We start from the raw sequence: 19,933 nt of genomic DNA on the forward strand, positions 1-19,933 counted from the left end.
TCATATCCTCCGGTTCTGTGATTCATTGGTTAGCGCCTCTATGCGGTCGATCCTGAACGCTTCACCGCCTGGGTTGCGGAACCCGAAACCAAGGTAGTTTTCGCGTATCCCGCGGCCTGTCGGGGCGCGGGACTGCCCTGCCGCGCGCACCGGAAATTCATAGCTCCACTGCGCGGCCCTGCCGAACACCGTGGCCTCGCCAACGCCCTCCCCCGACATGGAGAAATAGATGGCGCTGATGGCTTTCTTGAGGGTCGTGCTGCGTAATTTTGTGGCGGTGCGGATGTCGCTCACGATAGGCCGGTCGATGTCCAGGTCGCCGCCGAAAGCGAACAGCCCGGTGGCTGAGCCCGCATGCGTTGGCGTGATGGAGTGGAAGCCGAATCCCGTGTACTCGGTTACGGCGCCTGACAGGGTGTTGAGTACGATGGTGTTCATATAGTTGCCAGGAAAGTGGTTTTGAACTCGAACTTTTCTGCGCCGTCGGAGGGCTTTAGTAGTTCGTCTAGCTGTGTCACACCCCCGCTACTTACAAGCAGAATACGGGCACGGTCCTTGGGCTCTGCGAAGCCATCGTAGGAGTAGTGGATCTCCAGTGCGAGGCCGCCAGTGCGCGCGTCTTTTGCGGTGCCGACGGACACATCGAACCGCTCGGACATAGACGCATTGGCCTGGTAGATTTCCGCATGCGTGTTGGTCAGCACGTCGCTACGGTCGATGTGAAGCTCCCGCTCGATTTGGTGTGTCGTCAGCCCGGCGACCGGATGCTGGTAAGTCTCGGCTGGCACCGTCGTCCATACTGCCAACATATTTGAGCCGCTGTCGTCTAATGGGACTAATTCGCACACTTGTGTGTCCACCGAGCCGTATAGGACCCTCTCCTCGTAGGTGAACTTGGTGTATGGCGCACTTGGCCCATATACAACTGTTGCTTCAGGCCAGGCGCCGGCGGACGGCTTGGGTGCGCCGGACCCAAACCCAAACCTCATATCAGGGTAGGCCTTTGGCTCGTACTTGGTGGAGCCGCCGCTGCATGGCCCGCTCGCCAGCACTTCCTCATAAGCCAGCACTCCAGACTGGTAGACGCAAACCGATACGGTGGCGGTCCCTGAAAAAGTATTTGTGATGTCGTCGCCGGCGTCACAAAAATAGCTGCCTAGTGGGGAGGAATTCATGGTCGCGCCCGCTGCGTATGAGGACCTGCGCCAGGACCTCACACCGCCACCGACTGCGACTTCCTTGGAGAACACGGCGCAGTCGGTGTCTGCGTCATAGTGCAGGAGCACCAGCTTTGTGCGACTGACGGTACTGGTCACCGAGGCTTCGCCCTCAGCCGGCCACATGCTGGGGTAGTTAACTGACGTGTCCTCTGCAAAAACCTCAGATACGGAACTGACCCCAACAACTTGCCCTTCTGGCAGTGTCCAGGTTTCAGTTTCCTTCCATGTGACTGTCTTGCGCACAGATGGGGATGCGTCGGTGAAAGTTTTTGTCCCCTCGATACTTTCTTCCACTGATGTTGAGCGGTTGATTTGCCAGGGGCTACCGTCATGCTTGATGCCGTGCGCGGCGACGGACGTGCTTATAACCCCGCTGCCGACATACGACTCTGTGTAGGTCGCTTGCGCGCTAGAGGAGCTGGGGCCTATATCAAGCCCATTAATCAGGACAGGCTTGCCCCATACCCCGATGGTACAGCTGTCTACCCAGTAGATTGGGCAGAAGTCGATCGCGCCTTCCACATGCGGGGACAGGCTGGTTTGGTAAACCCTGCAGCTGACTGGTTCATGACCGGCGAGTTCGTGCTTGGTCCGCAGTTGCGATATCTCGGCCCCCGGGCTCCAGGGAGAATTACTCGGGAGGTCTATGACTACTGTGACTGACTCTAGGTCTGGCGGCGCCGAGAGGTCAGACATCTTCCACTGTTTCGGCGTGGAAGATGGCGTGATTAGTATGGTGCCTGCGTAAGACACCGTGCCGGAGGATGTATAAGTGATGCCCTCCGTCGCAGCGATCGCCCGCTCCTCAACGACCTCAAGCGCAGGCGACAGTGTGATGAGGTGGGCGGAGTCTCCTGCAGTCGCCAGGGCGAAGTTACCCGCCGCCGAGAGTACGTTGACCCTACCGCCATCCACCTGGACAGTGTCAACGGCGACATAGGCCCCCTCTGCATCCCTTTGCAGCAGCTCGATTGTGCCGTTACTGACGCTCAGGAAAGACACGGGGTTAGGCTCGTTTGCTGCAGCGGCGCCACGGCGGGCGGCGCGCACCGCCGCCGGGTAAATGTTCGACGGGCGAGCGGTGTCAGAGACTTCCCTATTCCTGAAGTACGTCAGCGCGCTGGCACCACTAGCATCATCGCCCTCAGAGAGGACGGTAGATAACCACCGGGTCCGGTCAGTACCGACCCACACGGATTGCCCACCAACGAGCGATGCCCTGCGCGTGATATTCCACTTCCCCTGGGCGTCTAGGGCGGCTAGGTAGTAGTGCGCAACCCCGCCCGTAGAGAGTTCAGGGATCGGTGCACCGTCCCACCCGACGAGGCGCATACCTATGCCCGCCGCACCCTGTTCGCCTTGTACGGAGACGAGGACGCTGGCGACACCGCCGATGATGTTGACCTTCGCCCACACCCCATCTGCGAGTGTGCGGGACCTCGAAAAGCTCGGGGCTACGGAGAGTCGGTGTTCTTCGCAGCAGGCGATGAAGAATGACTGAACCGCTGCAGACTGCGCGCCGGTCAGCGAGCCACCTTGCACCACCAATCGCACCGGGGTGCTCCCCGTGATAGGGTCCCCGCCGCGATTAAAAGGGGATGGGTTCCACGGCCTCATTGTGGCACCGCGATGTATTGCGGGACTCCGTTGACCTCGCGGAACGTGGCGCTCACCTCCTTGGCTGAAGTATGGTACGTTCCGGCCGTAATGGCGTACGTCTGACCGCCATTGAAACCTGCCACGATGGCGCCTCCGGCTATGCAGAGCATCGCTTCCCCACTTCCCGCTGCATCCCCGAGTTTGACCTTGTTGCCTGGCGCGCGCACGCCGGAGCCAAGCACGACGGGGCCGTGGTTTTTCGCCCCTAGCGTGAGCTGGTCGAATGTCTGCCCACCGAGAAAAAAGAGGTCTTGTGCAGTCCCGACATAGATGCCGTCCTGCACAGGCTGCACCATGGTGATGCTCGCACCGAACCGCTTGAAGTCCCGGCGCAGGTCAAATATGTGGTGGGAGTGAGGCGTTGACGCCCATAGGGTGTCTCCCTGGGCCACAAGTACACGACCGCGCCAGAACGCGCCGAGTATGCCTACTGGGGCAGCACTCAACCCCATCGTGCGGCACGGGAGGGTCAGCGTGTTGTTGCCCCCGGAGAACACAAGTGCGTCTGTCGCCGTGCTCCCGGCCAGGTAAGCGCCTTCGCCGCCATGGCCGCTCAGGTACACGTTGGTTTTGTGGCCGTCCAGTACCGGGAGGCCCATCAGGAACACCCCGCCGAGATCTACCTGCACTGGCGGCGCCATGGTGGGCGGCCCCTCCAGGCCGTCAGACAGCCGCACATGGGTCACGTAGTAGGTGTAGCTGCCCGGGTGCAGCCGCCCGGAGATGGGCGACACGGCCCCATACGCATGCGGCGCCGGGATGCTCCAGCCATGCCCGGCAAGTCCATCAGTGCTGCCGTTTATCAAGCCGTTGCTGAACAGCGTCGATCCGTCTGGGAGATCGGTGTACCAGACGCGATCCGTCCCGATGGACTGCGCCACTATGTTCCTGGCCCCACTGGGGTGGATGGCCGTCAGATCGCCATTGACCGTCGCCAGCATGAACCCGCGGGCCTGATGGAGATTCTTGTGGCACTGTTCAGACAGCCCTATGAAGCCGCCACGCCGAGCTATCTCCCCGCTCAGCCCGATGTCTACGTTCTCCGCCCGAACCAGCGCAGCTTCGCCCAGGCGCTCCTGCGTCTGGACGTTATTAATGCCGCTAAATTCATTGAATGTCAGCATATGTTGCCCCGGATCACGGTTGGTTTTCCGTGGCGCATGCCAGCAAGGCTAGAGAAGGCGTACATTCCCACGCGGCCGATGCGCGACGTGCCGTGCTGCGCGCCACCATGCCCAATGGCCGAAAGGCGGATGACAGGCAATACGATGGTGTGGGCGCCGCTGCGAGTCGCCAGATTCCCAACGGCGCTCAAGACTGCTGCGGCGCTGGCGGTTCCGTGGGATGTCCCGCGGACTCCAGAAGCCCGCACGATCGCCAGCGCATCGGCGTGTGCATGCTGCGTCGATGAGGCCCCAAGCGCGCGCACCACCGAAGCTGCGCTGACAGTTCCGTGTACGACAGTCGGAAGCGCTCCTGCCGCCTGCAGCGGCGTGAATCCTTTTGCGCCCGGCCTTCCATGCGCCGTACTGGGGGCGGAGCGTGCAGCAGAAACAGTCCGGGCCGCACTCGCGGCGGGCATGTAGAGCGCCATCGGGATGCCGTGCGTTGTGCGCGGGCCACTCTGTCGCGCTATTGCGATGTCCGGCCCCACGAGAGCCTCCATCACTGCCACTGCAGTGCCGTAGGCGGTCGCCTCGGGGACTGAGGCCGCGTACAGCTTCCGCGCGCCGCTGCTGGCGCCGGCCATGCCGTTTATTTCTGCGCCGTTGATGAGCGGGTAGGTCATGGGGTCGGTGTGCCCACGGACACAAAGACGCCTTTGGCGTAGAACCGCCCCATTACGTATACGGCATCGCCCGAGGAAACTACCTTGAACCGGATGCTCTGCAACCCTTTATTGGGTATAGACGTGAACCTGTGCCAATGGTTGTTGCCCAGTATGCCGGTGAGTGGCTGGTTCAGCACCAGGGACTCGCCACTGGTGGCGTCCTCTATGGTCACATATACCGGGGTCGATCCGAGTGAGACCGAGTCGGAGATAAACCCTACTTCGGTCGGGAAGAGCAGGATGGACCCGCCGAATTCCTGCACGACCCCTACTGCGAGGTTGGTCCGGGACCACCGACCACTCACGCCTGGCTCGCTCGCCTGGGTGAACTCAGTGTATTGCCCCGTCGTGTTCCAGGCGGGCTCAGTGGCGCCCGACTGGACCTGGCTTACCGCGGGGAAGTCGTCAATGGTCAGTACGTATTGGTTGCCGTCCGGGATGGTGGGTCCCATAGGGTATGACTCACCCACCAAGATCCCTGGTTCCCACGCCTCTAACCCACTGGCGACAAGCTCCAGCATCGCGGTCGTCGTCACAGCCTCGTAGGCGAGCACGTTCTTGCTCATGTCGCGCGGCTCCGGCGTGCGGAACCTTACGGCGGGGTACCCCCCGATGGCCACCAGCCCGCTACGATCAGACGATGCGTTGATGGCAACGCCAGACGCGCCGTGGACTGCAGACCCTGCGCCCAATGCGACTCTCCCGTCTGGCGGCGGCTTCTTCTGCTCGAAGGAGTCCAGCATGCCGGCGGTGATACGGGCCGAAACAACAGTTCCGACGCCCCATGACTGCTTTACTGTCCCCTCTTGGCCGCGCGTGACGAAGAGTGCGTTCCCCGCCTTCTCTGTCGCGTACACGATCTCATATACGCTCGGGTCGGTTGGGTCGCTGAGTGTGATCGCCTGTATCAATCCCGTAGCAGGGTCCACGTCCGCGAAAAGCGCGATATGCTCCGGCGAGAGCAGGAGTTGGCTGAACGACTGCGAAAAAGCGATCGGGTCCAGCAGCGTACCGACGGCGTTGTTCGAGAATGCTTGCATGACTTCGCCTCACAGCGAGAAAATGCGGTAGGGGCCGTTGCTCCACTGGATCTGCACATCGCCGCCGTTGGTCGCCAAGGGCAGCCCGGTCACGTCGTCTATGTAGTCGATCAGCACTGACGAGCCCGCGACTCCGGTGTCCTTGTAAAGAACAACTGCTTTCACTGTGTTTCCAGCCAATAGAGTCGGAAACGTCACATCATCCGCATCAAATGCGCCGTTGGCGACAGATTTATTGGTGAGTTCCTGAGCGGGTCCGACCAGTGCAGCGCCGAGATCGCTGAGGAACTCATGTGCTGCGCTGTATGTGTACGCATTGGTAACGACTACCGCCTTGATCGTGTCTGACGCGAAATTGATTGCGGCGGAAAGGATCTTTTCCTTGCCTTTGGGATAGAGGGCGTTGGCCATGGTGGTTCCTTGTGAGGGGTCTGCACCGAGGGCTTCATGCGTCCGCCAACGATCTTTGAAAGATAAACGGGAGTGTACCGCAAAGCCCCGGAGTTAAGGCTTTGCGGTACGGCAGGGGGTTGGATAGCGAGGGATGAATGCCCCGCGAATGGCTCCCACCCCCTGCTGGGGCAGCCGCCATTGTTCGGTTATTCGGGCGGCGTCACCGGCCAGGCGTCGCGGTGCTTTCGGACATCATTCGCGTGGCCCGTAGCCGTGCCTGCCAGCTCTTGATAGTCTCGGCTGCAGTCAGCGAATAGTCCACTGACGGTAGTGGCGTACTCAGCGACGGCGGCGGGGGGAGCTGCAGCGATGCGCCGGGCGGTGTCGCTGAGTTGCTCGCGCAGCCCGTCAGACTCACGAGCAGCAGCGGCCAGATGACGGCGAGAGATGGTTTCGCGTTCGGTAGCAGCATTGAGGGCTCCTTGGTATTTCGTGGTGATGGCATGCTGCTCGGCGCGCAGCGTAGACGTGGCCTTGATGACGGCGTTCGCATGTTCCAGCCGCAGTTCAGCCAGTTCGGCGGTGTAGCGGTTGTCCTGGAAGAACCAGGCGGCCAGCGCCGCGATGACGGCTGCGGCGAGGTGGGTGTAGATCATTGCAGTGCCATGCACTCGGCATGCCGTTTTTGTTGCCGAGTCCACACCCCGGAGCAGATCTTGTTGCCTGGGGTCGAGCAGTCGTATCCGCCAGAGAACTTGTAGAGCAGCAGCGAGTGGCAGGCGGACACGTAGTCGCTGGCCAGGATGTTCCTGCGCATACTGGACTTCGCCCACGCCCCCGTGCCGTACTGGTAGACCCAGTTCATGTAGATGTCGTACTCGCCCGGATGCAGGTACGCGCCCTCCAGCGACTGCTGGAAGACCTTCTCCTCGCGCGCTACATGGGCCTGGGCCTTGACCAGCGCACGCACGGGGGTGGTGGTGTCACCCATCTTCACTGGGCGGCCGTCCTCATGGAAGGTGGAGCCGAAGCCGACCGTGGGCCGGTCGTTGCGTGTCGGGATCATGGCCTTCTCGACGTAGCTCTCGTCGACCACGATACCTACGAACGCCGCCGCCGACAGGCTCAGCGCAGCGACAGCGATGCGTGCGCCGCGCGTCATTCGTACATCCCCATCTTGACGGCGTGCTCCTCGCGCTCGCGCTGTGCACGCTCTTCGATCAGCTTGCGCTCTTCGATGTAGAGGCGGCGCCGATGCAGAGCTTGATAGGCCTGCAGGCACAGACCCAGCAGGCCGATGATCATGCCGAAAACCATGGCGAACTCATTGAGCGTGAGGCCGCCGATGAAGGCGGTGCTGCCCCCGCCGACGGACATGCTGGTGGCGATTTTGGCCAGGGCGGTGTCGCTGGCGGCTTGGGCGGCCTGGTTTGAAATTTCACTCATGGCTCTGTCCTATGCAATGGTTGTCCTGCGCACCTCTGCCGCCACAGCCAGCGTGCGGGCTTCTGCCGCCACAGCCAGCGTGCGGGCTTCTGCCGCCACAGCCAGCGTGCGGGCCGGCGAGGTCAGTGGGGCGCTTTCTCGCGCCGTGAATGTGTCCGCGCCGATTTCCTGAGTGGCCAGTAGGCCAGCGGCATAGATCTGGCCGGCGATGGCTGCCGTGTCCTGCCCGGCTTCAACAGCTGCCAGCAAGGCGCTGACCAGTGCTGCGCCAGTGGCTGATGCCGTGTCGCCGCCTGCCTCCTGTGCGGTCATGGCCCCGCTGGATGTTGGCAGCGAGCCCGCGGCATAGAGCGTGTCCGCCCCGGATTCGATGGCGGCCATGGCGCCCGAAACCAGCGCGGTGACAAAAGCCGCCGCCGCATCCGAACCTGTTTCTGTAGCGGCCAGGGCGCCCTGCGCTCTTGCAATGTCGCCGCCCGTGGCTGAGAAGCTGTCTGGCCCCGACTCCGTGGCGGTCAATGCGCCTTGGACAGCGGCAACGCCTGCCAGGGCGGCAATGTCCGGTCCGGCTTCCGTGGCGGACATGCTGCCCTGCGCCAGCGTCGCTCCAGCGAGCGCTGCAATGTCCGGACCGGACTCCGCGGCGGCCACACTACCCTGCGCCAGCACTGCGCCAGACAACGCTGCGGCATCTTGGCCCGATTCCGTGGCGGCCAAGGTGCCCGATAGTGCGGCCGTCGTGCTGGTGGATGCGGTAAAGGTGTCCGCACCAGACTCCACGGCCGCCAGCGCGCCAGCCGCCAAGGCCGATCCTGTCGCGGTCGCCGTATCGCTGCCGGATTCGGTTGCCGTCAGCACCCCACTCGCTGTTGCCGATGCCGTGGCGGCGAATGCATCGCTGCCTGCTTCGGAAACCGCCATAGCGCCCTGAATGGTAGATGCGCCGCCCGCCATCGCTGCGGTATCGCTGCCAACTTCTGCCGCCGCCAGCGCGCCCTGCACCAGCGCACCGCCTGTTGCAGCAAAGGTATCGCCCCCGGCTTCCGTAGCGGCCAGCGTGTTCGACGTGGCTGCACCCATGGTCACTGCGGCAGGCGTGCCAATGGCAACCCCATCCACATAGAGCTGGTAAGCGAAGGATGCCGGCAGTGCCCCTGTGTAGTCGAAAGACCCGTCCTCGTCCATCACCAACGTGCCCGATGCCGGCGGCGTCGTCACGTAGGCGCGAAACTCCTTACCCTCGTCGCCCGTTTCTACATCGTTGTAAAGAACCCCAGGCCCGTGCGTGCCGGTGCCGGTGGTCAGAAGAATGGTCGATCCCAGCACCCCGAGGCCACGGTGGCCGCAGACGGTAGCGCCTGCGATCAGGCTGGTGGTATCGACGCGGGTGCTCATGCTGCGGTCGCTTTCTGCAGCCCTTCGGCGCCCGATGCCAGCACGATCACGCAGCGGTATTCAGTGGCGGCCACCAAGGCGGCGTCCGTCACGGCCATGACCCCGGATGCATCGGATGTCTGCGCGGTTTTCGTCACCACCTTGTTGCCTGTGGCCACGGCATAGACATGCACTGTGGCGCCCACCTCATTGGCCAGCAGCGTGCCCACGGTCAGGCCGGTAACCACATCCACATCGGCCGATGTGGTGATGCTGGCCTTGGCCGCCGTGCCGGCCGCCGAGGCGGTGGTGTTCAGGATGCCTGCCGTGGCGCCGTTGGCGTCCGAGAGCGTCAGCACGGAGCCAGACACCGTGCCAGCCGTGGCCGCCAGGGGGGAATGTGGCCAGCAGTGCATCGGCTGCAGTGAACAGCTTGAGCTTGCCAGAGGCGCCAATAGTGGTCACCACGGCGTTCATGCGGGCGGTCTTGGTGGCGGCAGAGTAAATGACGGACATGGTGCTTCCTTCAGCGTTCGGTCATGGAGAAATAAATGGTGCGGTCGTCGGTGCGCCCGCCTGCCGTGGTGATGCGGCAGGTCACGAACTCGTCGGCGTCCACCACGCCGCCGGAGACAAACGCCGTGGCGGTGGTGCTTGTGTTAGAGGATGAAACCACGGTGACACCCGCGCTCGGAACCCAATCGACGGACACGATCACGTCCGCCACCGGGGCGAGCCAGTCCGTCCAATCGACCGTGTAGTCGAGGACTGCGTTGGGGTCTTTTTTGATGGCCATCACAGGCCTCCGTATTGGGTAGAGCCGACCTGGCGCCTTGCCCGGGTCTGCTCAGCGTCGGCGCGCTCGCAGTAGGCTAAGAACTTCGCCTCGTAGTCCTCGGCCTTGCGGCGGTCGAAGGTGTCGGCGTCATGGACGTTGTATGCAAGGTGCTTGACCCAGTACAGCAACGCCATGTGGTGCTGATCTTCAATCTCGAAAGAGTCCCCCTCGCCCACCGGCTTTGGCAGGCGGAACACGTCCAGCGCGACCTCGGCTGCCTCGTTCGGCAGGGGCCAGGCGCGGAGCATGCCCTTCTCGATACCGGTCACCAGAGCCTTCAGGGGTCCGGGGCGACCGTCAAAACGAATACCGCCCTGCTCGGTGCGCTCCTGGTTGACGATGTCAACCGGGCGCCCCGTACTGGCGAGGTAGGCCTTGCGCAACTTCAGGATGCGCTTGTTGAGCGGATACCATTCGGAGCCGGGCACGACGCTCAGTTTGAAGCTGCGCCCGTCCTCGATGCCTTCTGTGAGGCGGCAGAACTCCACCTGTGCTGCGTTGATGTAGGCGTAGACCGTCTCATCCGCAAACAGGTACGGCTGCTCCTGGTCGCGCATCTCTGCGCGGAACAGGCCGAGGAGTTCTGTCGTGTCCATGACGCTCAGTCGTCCTTGCCGACCTTGAACTCAGCCCACAGGATGTCGCGCTCCTTGGCGCCGAGCTTCCAGCCCAGGATCGACTCGAGGGCGCCGCCGTGCGGGGCACCGCCGGCAGTGAAGTCTTCGCGGGAGTTGCGCAGGGCCAGCATCTCAAACGCGGCGAAGACGTCGTCCTTGCGCTTGTTCGGGTCTTGGGGTTCGTTGGTCTTGACGGCGCTGGGCGCGTCTTCGATCTCGTCGTCGGGCACGGCGCCGAAGGCCTGCACCTCGGCGTACAGCTCGGGTGGGACGTGCGTGGGCACGCCCTTCTTGAATTCGACGGACAGGCCCAGCACGGAGGCGTGGACACGGTCGCGGTTGAGGGTGAACTTCATAACGATCTCCAGGTGATGGAAGAACGGGGCGCTAAGGCCCCGTCTTCATGGTCCCGATCAGTTCGGGTTGACTTCGGTGATACGGCCGTCGGTCGTGTAGTTCACGCGGAGACGGAACTTGCCGGCCGTGGCGTTGGCCACCGTCGAGGCGATGGTCACGCGCACGTTCTTACCGTCCACAGCCGCCAGGCCCAAACCGGTCAGGGCGACCCGGGTACCGGCTGCGGACAGCAAGGTCGTTGCGGCCAAGAGGGCAGCGGCGGAGGCCGAGGTGCCGACAGCGGCGGTGTAGGCCGTAGGGCCCACGCCCGCTTCTTCGACGATCAGTTCGCCGCCGACCACCACCGCACCCTGGGGCAGGTTGATGACCTCGAAGACACCGGCGTCGGTGTAGACGGAGCCGAAGGTCTTGAGGGCCCCGGCGGTGTCTTTCATGGTGTCGTTGAAGCTGAACACGAATTCAGCCGACATGACGGGCTGTGCGCCACGGGTTGCTTGTTTCAGAGCCATGGTGATGCCCTCCTTACTGAGCCACGTAGCACGAGATCACGCCGAAGTCTTCGACGGAACCGTTCTCGTAGATGTTGCCGAACTTGGGCTTCAGGAAGCCGAGGATCTTGCCCACCGAGATACCTTGCGAGTTCTCGTAGTCGAAGCCCTTCTCGTTCCACTCGGGTGCGCCGATGTCGGCCATGCCCAGGGCTTGTGCGCCGCAGAACAGGACCTGGCAGCCGTCGACCGTGCCCACCGCGCCGTACTTCGAGCCGCTGGCCGCACCGGTGGTGTTGGGCACATGGCGGAACTCGTGCAGGTAGATGCCGTCGATCTTCACGGTCGCGCCGGTGAAGAGCGGGTTGGCCTTGTCACGCTCTTGCGCGTGGCGCAGGTTGAGCATGTAGTTCTGGTCCATCTTCAGCTTGGCCATGGCCTGGGGCGTCAGGAAGGCGTGGAAGGTTTCCTCGCCGCCGTCTTCCTTCACGCCACGGATGTAGCGGTCCTTGGCGTAGGCCTTGAGCTGCACGAACATTTCCCACATCGGGGTGTCGGTGGCGGCCACACCGGAGCTGGCAGCTGCGGACACCAGGGTCTTGGTGGCCGAGGTGCCGTCCCAGCGCAGGCGGCGGGCAGCGGTCGGAGCAGCCACGTCGGCAGCGAACTCCAGGAACTGGAGGTCGGAGCCGATGCGGTTGGCGCCGTTGGGCTTCTTGGCGTAGCTGATGCCGGCCATGGTCTGGAATGCCAGCTGGTCCATGCGGTCGGCGAGCCAGTAGCTCAGCACGTCGCGGCTGTTGCCGCGGAACTCGACGATGGACTTCTGGTCGGCCATGCGGCCTTCGTGGCGGTTGGCGTGGCGCAGCTGGTCGATGCGGATGACCTGGTCAAAGGTCTGCATCGCCTCTTCGTTGCCTTCCAGCGTGCGGTCGCCGGCAACGCCGTCGCCGGTCAGGTCGGCCAGCAGCGTGATGACTGCGCGGGCGCCCTTTTCCGACTTCTTCAGCTCGGTGATGTGCTGAATCAGGCTGTTGGGGCCCTTGCCCAGGAAGCGGTTGATGAAGGAGTGGTTACGGGCCTGTTTCCACAGGTCCATAGACCAGACGGTCTTCTGTTCGGACGTCAACAGTCCAAAGTTGGTGAGTGCCATGGTGGCGCCCTTTCATTGGTAGACAAACGATCGGCCTGGAGGGCCTGCCTTTTGCCGATGTGTCGTCTCGACCAACGAAAGTGGAAAGATGCTGTCGGGATCTTTGCCTTTAACCGATGAGCCGCATTCTAATCCAAAAAAGATAAACGACAAGCGGCGCCGAAGCGCCGCCGTGATTTATTTGCGTGGGGTCACAGTTCGTCGCCGCGCATCCGTGCCAGCACGTCGTCTGGCAGCTTGCGGAAGTCGTCCTGGCTCAGCTTCATGACGTCCTTGGCGGTCAGGGAGCCGCCGGCCTTGTCGCTATCCATGCCCACCTTGGTCGTGCTGGGCGGTGTCTTGCCTACGGCGTCCAGGGTCTTCTTCACGGCGTCCTTCTTGCGCTCGGCGGCCACGTCCTTGTCGGCCACGCGCGGCGTGGTGTCGATGGCAGCTTCCTGCTTCTTGGTCGAGGTGCCCAGCAGCTTGTCTACGGCCTTCTGCATGGCGGCGGTGGGGGTCAAGCCCTTGCGCTCGTAGGCGCCCTTGAGGTCGATCACGTCCTCCATCAAGCCTTCGTCGTAGTCGGCGTGGTCTTCGTTCAGGCTGGGGTAGGCAGCCTCGATGCGCTCCAGGGCCACGTTGTAGCGGGCGCGTTCGGTGGCGCGGGCTTCGGCCGCCGCGATCTTCATGTCGTTCTTGGCGTCGCCGATGCTGCGCTCGGCCTGACGGATCTTGGACATCAGGGCCGCAGCCTTGTCCAGCTCGCCTTCGCCCAGCAGGGCGTTGTACTGCTTCTCCATGGCCAGGATCGATTCCTCGGCCTGGGTGATGTCCTGGTTCAGGGAGGCCACTTCGGTGCCGCGCTGGAACTGCGACAGCTGGCGCTCCAGGTCGGCGCGCTTGGCGCGCTCCTTCTCCAGCAAGTCCTTGTGGCGGGACAGCGGGATGCGCTGCTCGCGCTGCTTTTTCTCGGCCTTGGTCTCTTCCTCGGCCTCCGGGTCGGCGTCTGGGTCTTCGGGGTCGATGTCGTCGTCCGAGTCCGCGGCGCTGGGGGTGGGCTTTGCGGCCGGCGCGGGCTCGTCTTCCGTGGAGACGAAGTCGTCGCCCCGGTCAGTCACGCCGGAGCCGCCGGTGTCGGAGCCATCATCGCCCGCCGGGGCCATGTAGCGCGAGAGGAGTTTCTGCAAGAGCGGGTTCATCGGAGTCCTTTGGTTGGTTGGGTGGTCTGGGGTTTCTGTGCGGCCATGGCGGCCTCGCGGGATGCTTCTGCGCGCTTGTCCAGGCGCTCCTGGGCCTGCTGTTGGGCCTGGAGGGACAGCTTGTCGTTGTGCTGCTGGCGCTGCAGGCCGAGCTTCTGGTAGTCCAGCACGCGGCGGTGCTCGAACTCGCGCTCGGCCAGGTCGGCCTCGTGCTGGGCCTTGGCCGCCTCCAGCTCAGGATTGCCGGCGTCTGGGGCATCCGGCGGCGTGTTGGCCAGGACCTGGGCTTTGACGATCGTCTCCTGGGTCTTGGCGCCCTTGAGCTGGGCATCGGCGTGCTTCTGGGCGGCTTCGCCTTCGGCCTTGCCGACTTCGGCTTCCTGGGCGCGGCGCTGCAGCTCGGCTGCGGCCTGGGCTTCGGGGCTCTCCTGGTCGCCCTGCATCTGCTTGATGATGTCTTTCTTGTTCATCAGGCGGCTGGAGTCGATCAGCACGCTGTCGGGGATCATCACGCCCATCTCGCGCAGGGCCATGGCCTGCTCGAACTGGCTGTCTTCCAGAGTCTCGCGGCGCGGCACGGAGCTGACCACGACGTCGTATTCGCCCAGGGTCAAGTCGTTGACGATCTGGCCTTCAGGGGAGACCTCGTTCACGGCGAAGGTCTCGGTCTCGCCCGTGGCCTCGTCGTGGGTGATCGTCATGATGCGCTCTTCGGTATAGAACTGCTGCACCAGATCGAGGATGTTGCGTGCCAGGATGTGGTCGGTGCGCGACAGGCTGTCCATCGGCTTGGCCAGGTTCGTTGCGCCGGCTTGGCGCTTGGCCTGGATGGCCTTGGCGGCCACGTCCTCGCGGTCGAAGCCCTGGGCAGAGTCCGATACGCCGGAGATCGTCTTGATGTGCTCTTCGGCCTTGTAGGTGATGCGGTCCAGGCCGGTGGGCACCTGGTTGGGCTGGATCTTCTCGATGTCGTTGACGTCGTTGACCTCGACCACCAGCCCGGTCTGGGCGCCCTTCTCCTCCAGCTCTTCCACGGTCATGTTCGTGAGCGAGCCGGTCTTGACCTTCCAGCCGCTGTTGGCCGTGGTGTTGATGACGTGCAGCTCCTGACTGGAGACCTTGTTCAGCAGCTCCTGGGGGCCCAGCAGGTTCTCGACCAAGCCGATCGTTGTACCGCGGCGGAAGTAGGGGAAGAACGGCACCACCGTGAAGTGCTTGTAGGGGCTCCAGTCGTCGTGCAGGCGCACGTTGTCGGCAATGACCGTCCAACGGATGCGGCGCACGAGCTTGGTCGTGACCTGCAGCCCGTACTGGCTCGTCATCAGGGCGATCTTGTTGCGGTCGAAGTCGTCTGGGATGGGGCGCATGTCGCCCGTGGCGGGGTCGACGAAGTGCTTCTGGCGGTCCAGCAGGCGGTACTGGCGCTCGATCAGGCGGATGTTGCGCATCACCGAGCTGTTGTCGTAGTCGCCCGTGTACATCGGGTTGAACCGGTCGCCGAACCGGTCGCGGAAGGCCTGGATGCTGTCGTAGCCGTAGGGAAAGAAGCTCTGCTCGCGGTTGCGCAGGTATTCGGCGTCATCCTTGTTGTAGAGCACCGCGATGTCGTCGGCGGTGACCCACTTGGTCGTGAACACCTCGCTCCAGCTGTCCGGGTCGTACTCTTCGCCGTCCGGGTCGATGATGACGTTCTTGGGGTTCAGGTTGTCGACGACCACCTCACCCTGCATGCTGTCGCCGTAGCCGATGCGCACGTCCAGGAAGCCCCGGGAGGTGATGGCGCCGTCGGCGAACATGTCACTGCGTTTCCAGTCGAGCTGGTTGTTGTCGCTGATCTGCTTGAAGACCTTGGTGAGGATGTCGGCGACCTCGCTGGGGGCCCCGGAGCGCGGCCGAAAGCTCGTTTCGGCCCGGTTGAAGATCTGCTCGCCCAGCACGTTGCTGATCGTGGAGAGGATCTTGTTGATCGTCAGTGCCGGGCGGCGCACGGCCTCCAGGCGGGCCTTGTCGGCGCGGTCCCACTGGTCGCCCCGGAAGAAGGCATCGCACTTTTCGGCCTTCTGGACGAACTGGGCGTGGCCGTTGTCCCTGCACCAACAAAACCGCGTCCATTGCTTCGTAGCCAGTTGCGTGTCAATCGGCATGGCGAGCCTCCTCGAACTTGTTGCGCTTCTGGGCGGCGATCTCCTCTTTGAGGCGGGAGCGGCGCTCCCGGTCGTAGGCGGCCTTCTTTTCTTTAGGTGTCATGGTGGCGGACCCGCTCGCGCGAGTGGTCCGCCGTGCCGATCAGGCCGGTTTCGTGTGTTTGTGGGGAGGGCGCGCTCATTTCAGGTATCTCAGCTTGTACAAGGTCTGCGCCGTCAAGGCCTGCAGCTCGTCCAGGATGTTGGCCAGGGCCTGGTTCTTGCCGTCCTCGGCCAACTCGGCCGCGATCTTGTCGAGGTATGCAGTCAGGCTGGAGATCAGGTTGCCCGAGGGCAGGCTGGTGGCAGGGAACGACTTGATCCGGCTCTCGGTGCCCATGTAGACCTCGGCGTACTGGTCAATCAGCGGCAGGAGGGCGCTGTAGAAGTCGCCGAGGGCGACGTGCTGAGCGTAGGATTCGGTCGAGAGGTGGGCCAGGTGGGCTGCGGTGCGCAGCGCCATGCTGTCGGCGACGAACTGGGGGCAGCTCATAGGTTCACGCCGACATGTGACTGACCACCCCGCCGGCCACGCTGAGTTTCTTGCGCCATGATTCTGGTTCCTTCGTCTTCGGCCTGCGTGGAGGCTCCTTGTTGACCGCCATCGTCGCCATCCAAGCCAGCGCGTCGACCTGATCGTCGTGCACACCGGCCGGGAAGCGCAGCATCTCTGCCCGTGCGCCTTCATACCATTCGGCGCTGTCGGAAAAACTCACCATCCCTTGCTGCATGCGCCCTTGGAGCGGTCGCGCCCGGGCCATCTTATCGGTGATGGGTTTCAGCAGCACGGACGAGGGGTAGAACCTGCGCTCCCGCATGCGCTTTTTGAGGAGCGTCTCGATGGCGCGGAAAATCTGCCCGTCCTCGAACCCAAGCTGTAGGTGCGGACTATACCATTTCTGACAAAGATTCAAGATCGACTCGACGATGAACATGCCGTCACCGCTCTTGAACCGCACCATGTCCACCACATGGAGGACGTCGTCATAGTCCTGCAGCCCGACGACCCCGACGGTGTAGTCGTTCTGCTTCTTTTCGCTGATGGCGAAGTCGAATGCGACGAAGATATTCGAGTTGCGCAGCTGCGGCGGCTGCCCACGGCGGAAGTTCTCCTTCGTGAAGTACGCCCCGTCGTCTGGCACCGGGTTCTGCTGGTACAGAGCCGCCCAGAACCGCGCGGGGATGGTCTTCTTGATGCGGTTGAGCTTGACCAGGTCGTAGCGCTCGGGGTGCAGGGGCTCGCCCTTGGCGCGCAGCGGGCGAAACTTCTCCCCGGACTCCGTCGAGGCGTAGACTCCGTCCGCGCCCGGGACCAGGCTGGGTACGTCGTACTCGATCAGGTCGGTGGAGAGGCTGAGGTACTCATCGGCCTCGGCCACCGCCGGATACTTGACCAGCTCGAACTGATCGGCCTCGTCGTCCGTGGCCATGGCCGTCTGCAGGCGCCCGGCCAAGTCGTCGTCGTGCCACCAAGTGTTGTGGCTCACCAGGCCGTTGGCGATGAAGTTCTCGGTCCGGTCGATCTGGACGTCGAACACCTCCTCCTCACCGGCCAGCTCCACGCTGCGGACGCCGTCCAGCATGAAGTCGGAGGTACTCGGCCAGTGCGAGGGCGACGCGCTCGGTACCGGCGTGCCCTGCGGCGGCGTTGCAGTCGTTGCACAGCAGCCCACGGACTTTACCGGTGTCGTGGTCGTGGTCGACACAGAGTTTCCCGCGCCAGTGCCCGGGCGTCCGGTCGTCTTCGAGGTCGCCGCAGACAGCGCATCTGCCGCCCTGCGCAGCCAGGAGTTCAGCATGCGCTTCAGGCGTGAGGCCGTACCGGTGCTTGAGGTGCCGCTCTCGCTGGGACACTGGGTTGACGGACGGCGGGCGGTGCCCATCAGCCCATTTTTTCTTCCCGTAGTGGGAAGCGCAGAGGCCGCGGCATTTGGCGGGGAGTTCGCACCCGTCTGCAGCGCAGGTCTTGCCAGTCCACTTCCCCCGCTGTCCAGACAGGCCACGATTGTGTGGTCCGTAGTCAGGTGCTTCGTCCTTACCCATTTGAGCCCTCCGTCGGTGGAAACGAGGAACGGGTGCCGGCCGTTCGCCCGCACCATCTTACCGGAGTTCATCGTGATTTTGTAGACTAAATCACGACCATTGCTCTTCCAGGCCGCGACTGTGGAGACACCGAGGCGCCCGTCGTCATAGGTCGCAACTTCGTCCCCCGCACGCAGCGCATCGAGGCGTTTTTCGGTGCCATCGGGCAGCCTCACGGGTGTGTCGCCCGTCATGCACTGGATCACCAGCACACCGCCGCCGGGGGCCAGCCGGGTGTAGGCCGTGGAGCCGTACCAATCCCACAACTTCTCGCGCACGTCGGCGCTGTCGGCCTCCTCGGCGTTCTTGATAGGGTCGTCGATGACCAGGACGTGTGCGCCCTTGCCGGTGATACCGCCGCCCACGCCGGCTGCGACGTAGCCGCCGCGCCCGTTGGCCAGGCCCCACTCCTCGTTGGAGCGGAATTCAGGGTTCAGCCGGGCCTCGAACACGCTCTGGTAGGACGGGTCGTCCATGGCTTCCTTGACCTTGCGGCTGAAGGACATGGCGAGCGACACGTTGTATGCGCAGGCGATCACCTCGTGGTCCATGTGCCGGCCCAGGTGCCAGGCGGGGAACATCCGGGAGGCCAGCTCGCTCTTGCCGTGCCGCGGCGGCATCAGGATCATCAGCCGGGGGCTCAGGCCCTTGGCCACGTCGTCGCTGAACTTCTCCAGGCGTCGACAGATGTCCTTGTGGACCCAGCCAGCATCGTAGCGCGGGTTCAGGCGCTGCACGAACGGCAGCAGCCGGCGCTTGGCCAGCACCCGGGCGGCGATCTCGACCTGCGCCGCCTGGTGGGCGGTGAGGGCTGGGGCTGGGCTAGAGGTAGGCGCGGCCGGCGGTGATACAGGCGTGGGCGAAGGCAGCGCGGTGGCACTCGAGCGCGGAGCAGCTTTGCGCTTCGTGGCGGTCGAAGGTTTCGCGGAACGCGTCTTTGAAGGCTTGGCTGTAGGGGGCGGTGAGGACGTTGTTGCGGCTCGTTTTGGCCGGTTCGCCGACGAGGCGCGCGGCGAGGTCTTCGTAGTCAAGGCCATCTGATCCTCGAATCATGTGATCCTTTCCAGCGTGGCGCCTTCGTGCAGGGTGGTTTAGGGGCTTGCGGGCTCTTCGGCGGCCACACGAACGTCCAGCAGGCGTTTGGCGTCGGCCAGCTCGTCGCCGCTCAGGTCGGGCGGCACCATGCCGACGTGGGTCAGGTCCTCGGTGTGGGTGCCGTAGTCCCGGGTCACGTTGGCGTTGTTCACGGCGCAGACGCGGTCCATGAGCTGCCGGGTGCGCTGGGCCTGGGCCACGGCGCCGGGGCGGTTGGCCTCGGAGACAGCCTCGGTGGCCAGGAACGGGTCTACAAGGGCCGACAGGCCCGGGGAGTAGGGTGTGGCAGGGGCTGGGCGCTGGATGCGCTGCCAACGGGCCCAGATACGGCCAAACAGGCCTTGGTGGGGCTCAGGGTTCTTGGGGGTCATACCCGAGGGCTGATTGGGGGTCATTCATGGCTCCTTGCTCGATGATCTTCAGCAATTCGTCGTCAGACAAACGACTCATGCGGTCAATGCTGACCTGGCCGTTCACGGTCACGTTCACCTGGGTCTTGACCGGCTCGTAGTAGCCGCACATCTTGCCCACCTCGCGCGCAGCGGACACCATCGACGCCGGTTCGGACATGAGCTTGGCCATGTCGTAGGCGTCGACCAGCATGTCCATCACGCGCTTGCGGGTCATCTGGCTCGCCTCCTCGTAGAGGCGCTTTTCTTCGTTGTACAGGGCCAGGATGTTGGGCATCTTGGCCATACGGTAGCCGTAGGAGGGCTGGTCGTTGTACCCAGCGCGGGCCATTGCGTTCGGGATGCTGTCGCCCGCGGCCCAGTGCTTGACGAACTCACGTTGCTGGGTGGTGAGGGGCTTGTCTGCCGGGACCAGGGCGGCGGCGGCCATGGTCGTGGTCTCTGGGTACTTGGCCCGCACGGCGACCTTGCGCCCGGTATCTTGGTCCTTGGCGCGGGGGCGCGTGGCTTTCACGGGCTTGGTCTTTGGTGCGGTGGCTTTTGGCATCGTCGTCGATTGTAGATGA

22 protein-coding genes are annotated in these 19,933 nt (G+C 63.8%); all 22 read right to left on the bottom strand.

Annotated elements, in window-relative coordinates; translation table 11 throughout:
* On the bottom strand, positions 1-438 hold the full coding sequence (locus CCX87_RS11000; RefSeq protein WP_087746266.1) for a hypothetical protein: 438 nt from the start codon (positions 436-438) through the stop codon (positions 1-3).
* Entirely contained in the window at positions 435-2,636 is a 2,202-nt protein-coding gene (locus CCX87_RS11005; protein ID WP_087746267.1) for a hypothetical protein, read from the bottom strand. The genes CCX87_RS11000 and CCX87_RS11005 overlap by 4 nt, the downstream gene beginning before the upstream one ends.
* A gap of 197 nt (positions 2,637-2,833) precedes the next feature.
* Positions 2,834-4,003 (bottom strand): hypothetical protein, encoded by a 1,170-nt coding sequence (locus CCX87_RS11010; RefSeq protein ID WP_087746269.1) that lies wholly within the window; start codon positions 4,001-4,003, stop codon positions 2,834-2,836.
* Between the two features lie 661 nt (positions 4,004-4,664).
* Positions 4,665-5,750 carry a hypothetical protein gene (locus CCX87_RS11020; protein ID WP_087746273.1) on the bottom strand — a complete coding sequence of 362 codons (1,086 nt, stop codon included), beginning with the start codon at positions 5,748-5,750 and terminating at the stop codon, positions 4,665-4,667.
* Between the two features lie 9 nt (positions 5,751-5,759).
* On the bottom strand, positions 5,760-6,161 hold the full coding sequence (locus CCX87_RS11025; RefSeq protein ID WP_087746275.1) for a hypothetical protein: 402 nt from the start codon (positions 6,159-6,161) through the stop codon (positions 5,760-5,762).
* A gap of 188 nt (positions 6,162-6,349) precedes the next feature.
* On the bottom strand, positions 6,350-6,799 hold the full coding sequence (locus CCX87_RS11030; RefSeq protein ID WP_087746277.1) for a hypothetical protein: 450 nt from the start codon (positions 6,797-6,799) through the stop codon (positions 6,350-6,352).
* Positions 6,796-7,209, bottom strand: coding sequence for a glycoside hydrolase family protein (locus tag CCX87_RS11035; RefSeq protein ID WP_232476385.1), 414 nt, complete (start codon positions 7,207-7,209; stop codon positions 6,796-6,798). Before CCX87_RS11035 ends, CCX87_RS11030 begins: the two co-directional genes overlap by 4 nt.
* 92 nt (positions 7,210-7,301) lie before the next feature.
* Complete coding sequence (locus CCX87_RS11040) at positions 7,302-7,589, bottom strand: hypothetical protein (RefSeq protein ID WP_087746281.1); 288 nt, start codon at positions 7,587-7,589, stop codon at positions 7,302-7,304.
* Positions 7,590-7,598: 9 nt separating this feature from the next.
* Entirely contained in the window at positions 7,599-8,984 is a 1,386-nt protein-coding gene (locus CCX87_RS11045; protein WP_087746283.1) for a hypothetical protein, read from the bottom strand.
* Positions 8,981-9,379: a hypothetical protein gene (locus tag CCX87_RS11050; RefSeq protein WP_087746285.1), complete on the bottom strand. Its 399-nt coding sequence runs from the start codon at positions 9,377-9,379 to the stop codon at positions 8,981-8,983. Before CCX87_RS11050 ends, CCX87_RS11045 begins: the two co-directional genes overlap by 4 nt.
* Before the next feature lie 110 nt (positions 9,380-9,489).
* Entirely contained in the window at positions 9,490-9,759 is a 270-nt protein-coding gene (locus CCX87_RS11055; RefSeq protein WP_087746287.1) for a phage fiber-tail adaptor protein, read from the bottom strand.
* Entirely contained in the window at positions 9,759-10,397 is a 639-nt protein-coding gene (locus tag CCX87_RS11060; RefSeq protein WP_087746290.1) for a phage adaptor protein, read from the bottom strand. Before CCX87_RS11060 ends, CCX87_RS11055 begins: the two co-directional genes overlap by 1 nt.
* Before the next feature lie 5 nt (positions 10,398-10,402).
* Complete coding sequence (locus CCX87_RS11065; protein ID WP_087746292.1) at positions 10,403-10,774, bottom strand: hypothetical protein; 372 nt, start codon at positions 10,772-10,774, stop codon at positions 10,403-10,405.
* A 57-nt stretch (positions 10,775-10,831) separates the two neighbouring features.
* Positions 10,832-11,284, bottom strand: coding sequence for a hypothetical protein (locus tag CCX87_RS11070; RefSeq protein ID WP_087746294.1), 453 nt, complete (start codon positions 11,282-11,284; stop codon positions 10,832-10,834).
* 13 nt (positions 11,285-11,297) lie between these two features.
* Complete coding sequence (locus tag CCX87_RS11075) at positions 11,298-12,416, bottom strand: N4-gp56 family major capsid protein (protein WP_087746296.1); 1,119 nt, start codon at positions 12,414-12,416, stop codon at positions 11,298-11,300.
* A gap of 191 nt (positions 12,417-12,607) precedes the next feature.
* Positions 12,608-13,597, bottom strand: coding sequence for a hypothetical protein (locus tag CCX87_RS11080; protein ID WP_088132911.1), 990 nt, complete (start codon positions 13,595-13,597; stop codon positions 12,608-12,610).
* A complete protein-coding gene (locus CCX87_RS11085; protein ID WP_087746300.1) occupies positions 13,594-15,741 on the bottom strand; it encodes a portal protein in 2,148 nt (715 codons plus the stop codon). The genes CCX87_RS11080 and CCX87_RS11085 overlap by 4 nt, the downstream gene beginning before the upstream one ends.
* Before the next feature lie 178 nt (positions 15,742-15,919).
* Positions 15,920-16,273: a DUF5856 family protein gene (locus CCX87_RS11090; RefSeq protein WP_087746302.1), complete on the bottom strand. Its 354-nt coding sequence runs from the start codon at positions 16,271-16,273 to the stop codon at positions 15,920-15,922.
* Positions 16,274-16,277: 4 nt separating this feature from the next.
* On the bottom strand, positions 16,278-18,629 hold the full coding sequence (locus CCX87_RS11095; RefSeq protein WP_158211992.1) for a terminase large subunit domain-containing protein: 2,352 nt from the start codon (positions 18,627-18,629) through the stop codon (positions 16,278-16,280).
* Positions 18,630-18,684: 55 nt separating this feature from the next.
* Complete coding sequence (locus CCX87_RS21105) at positions 18,685-18,915, bottom strand: hypothetical protein (RefSeq protein WP_158211991.1); 231 nt, start codon at positions 18,913-18,915, stop codon at positions 18,685-18,687.
* A 38-nt stretch (positions 18,916-18,953) separates the two neighbouring features.
* Positions 18,954-19,352, bottom strand: a complete 399-nt coding sequence (locus CCX87_RS11100) for a hypothetical protein (RefSeq protein WP_143218369.1) — start codon at positions 19,350-19,352, stop codon at positions 18,954-18,956.
* Entirely contained in the window at positions 19,309-19,914 is a 606-nt protein-coding gene (locus tag CCX87_RS11105) for a hypothetical protein (RefSeq protein ID WP_087746308.1), read from the bottom strand. The genes CCX87_RS11100 and CCX87_RS11105 overlap by 44 nt, the downstream gene beginning before the upstream one ends.
* Positions 19,915-19,933 lie beyond the last annotated feature (19 nt).

The organism is Acidovorax sp. T1 (assembly GCF_002176815.1).
GTDB lineage: Bacteria > Pseudomonadota > Gammaproteobacteria > Burkholderiales > Burkholderiaceae_C > Acidovorax.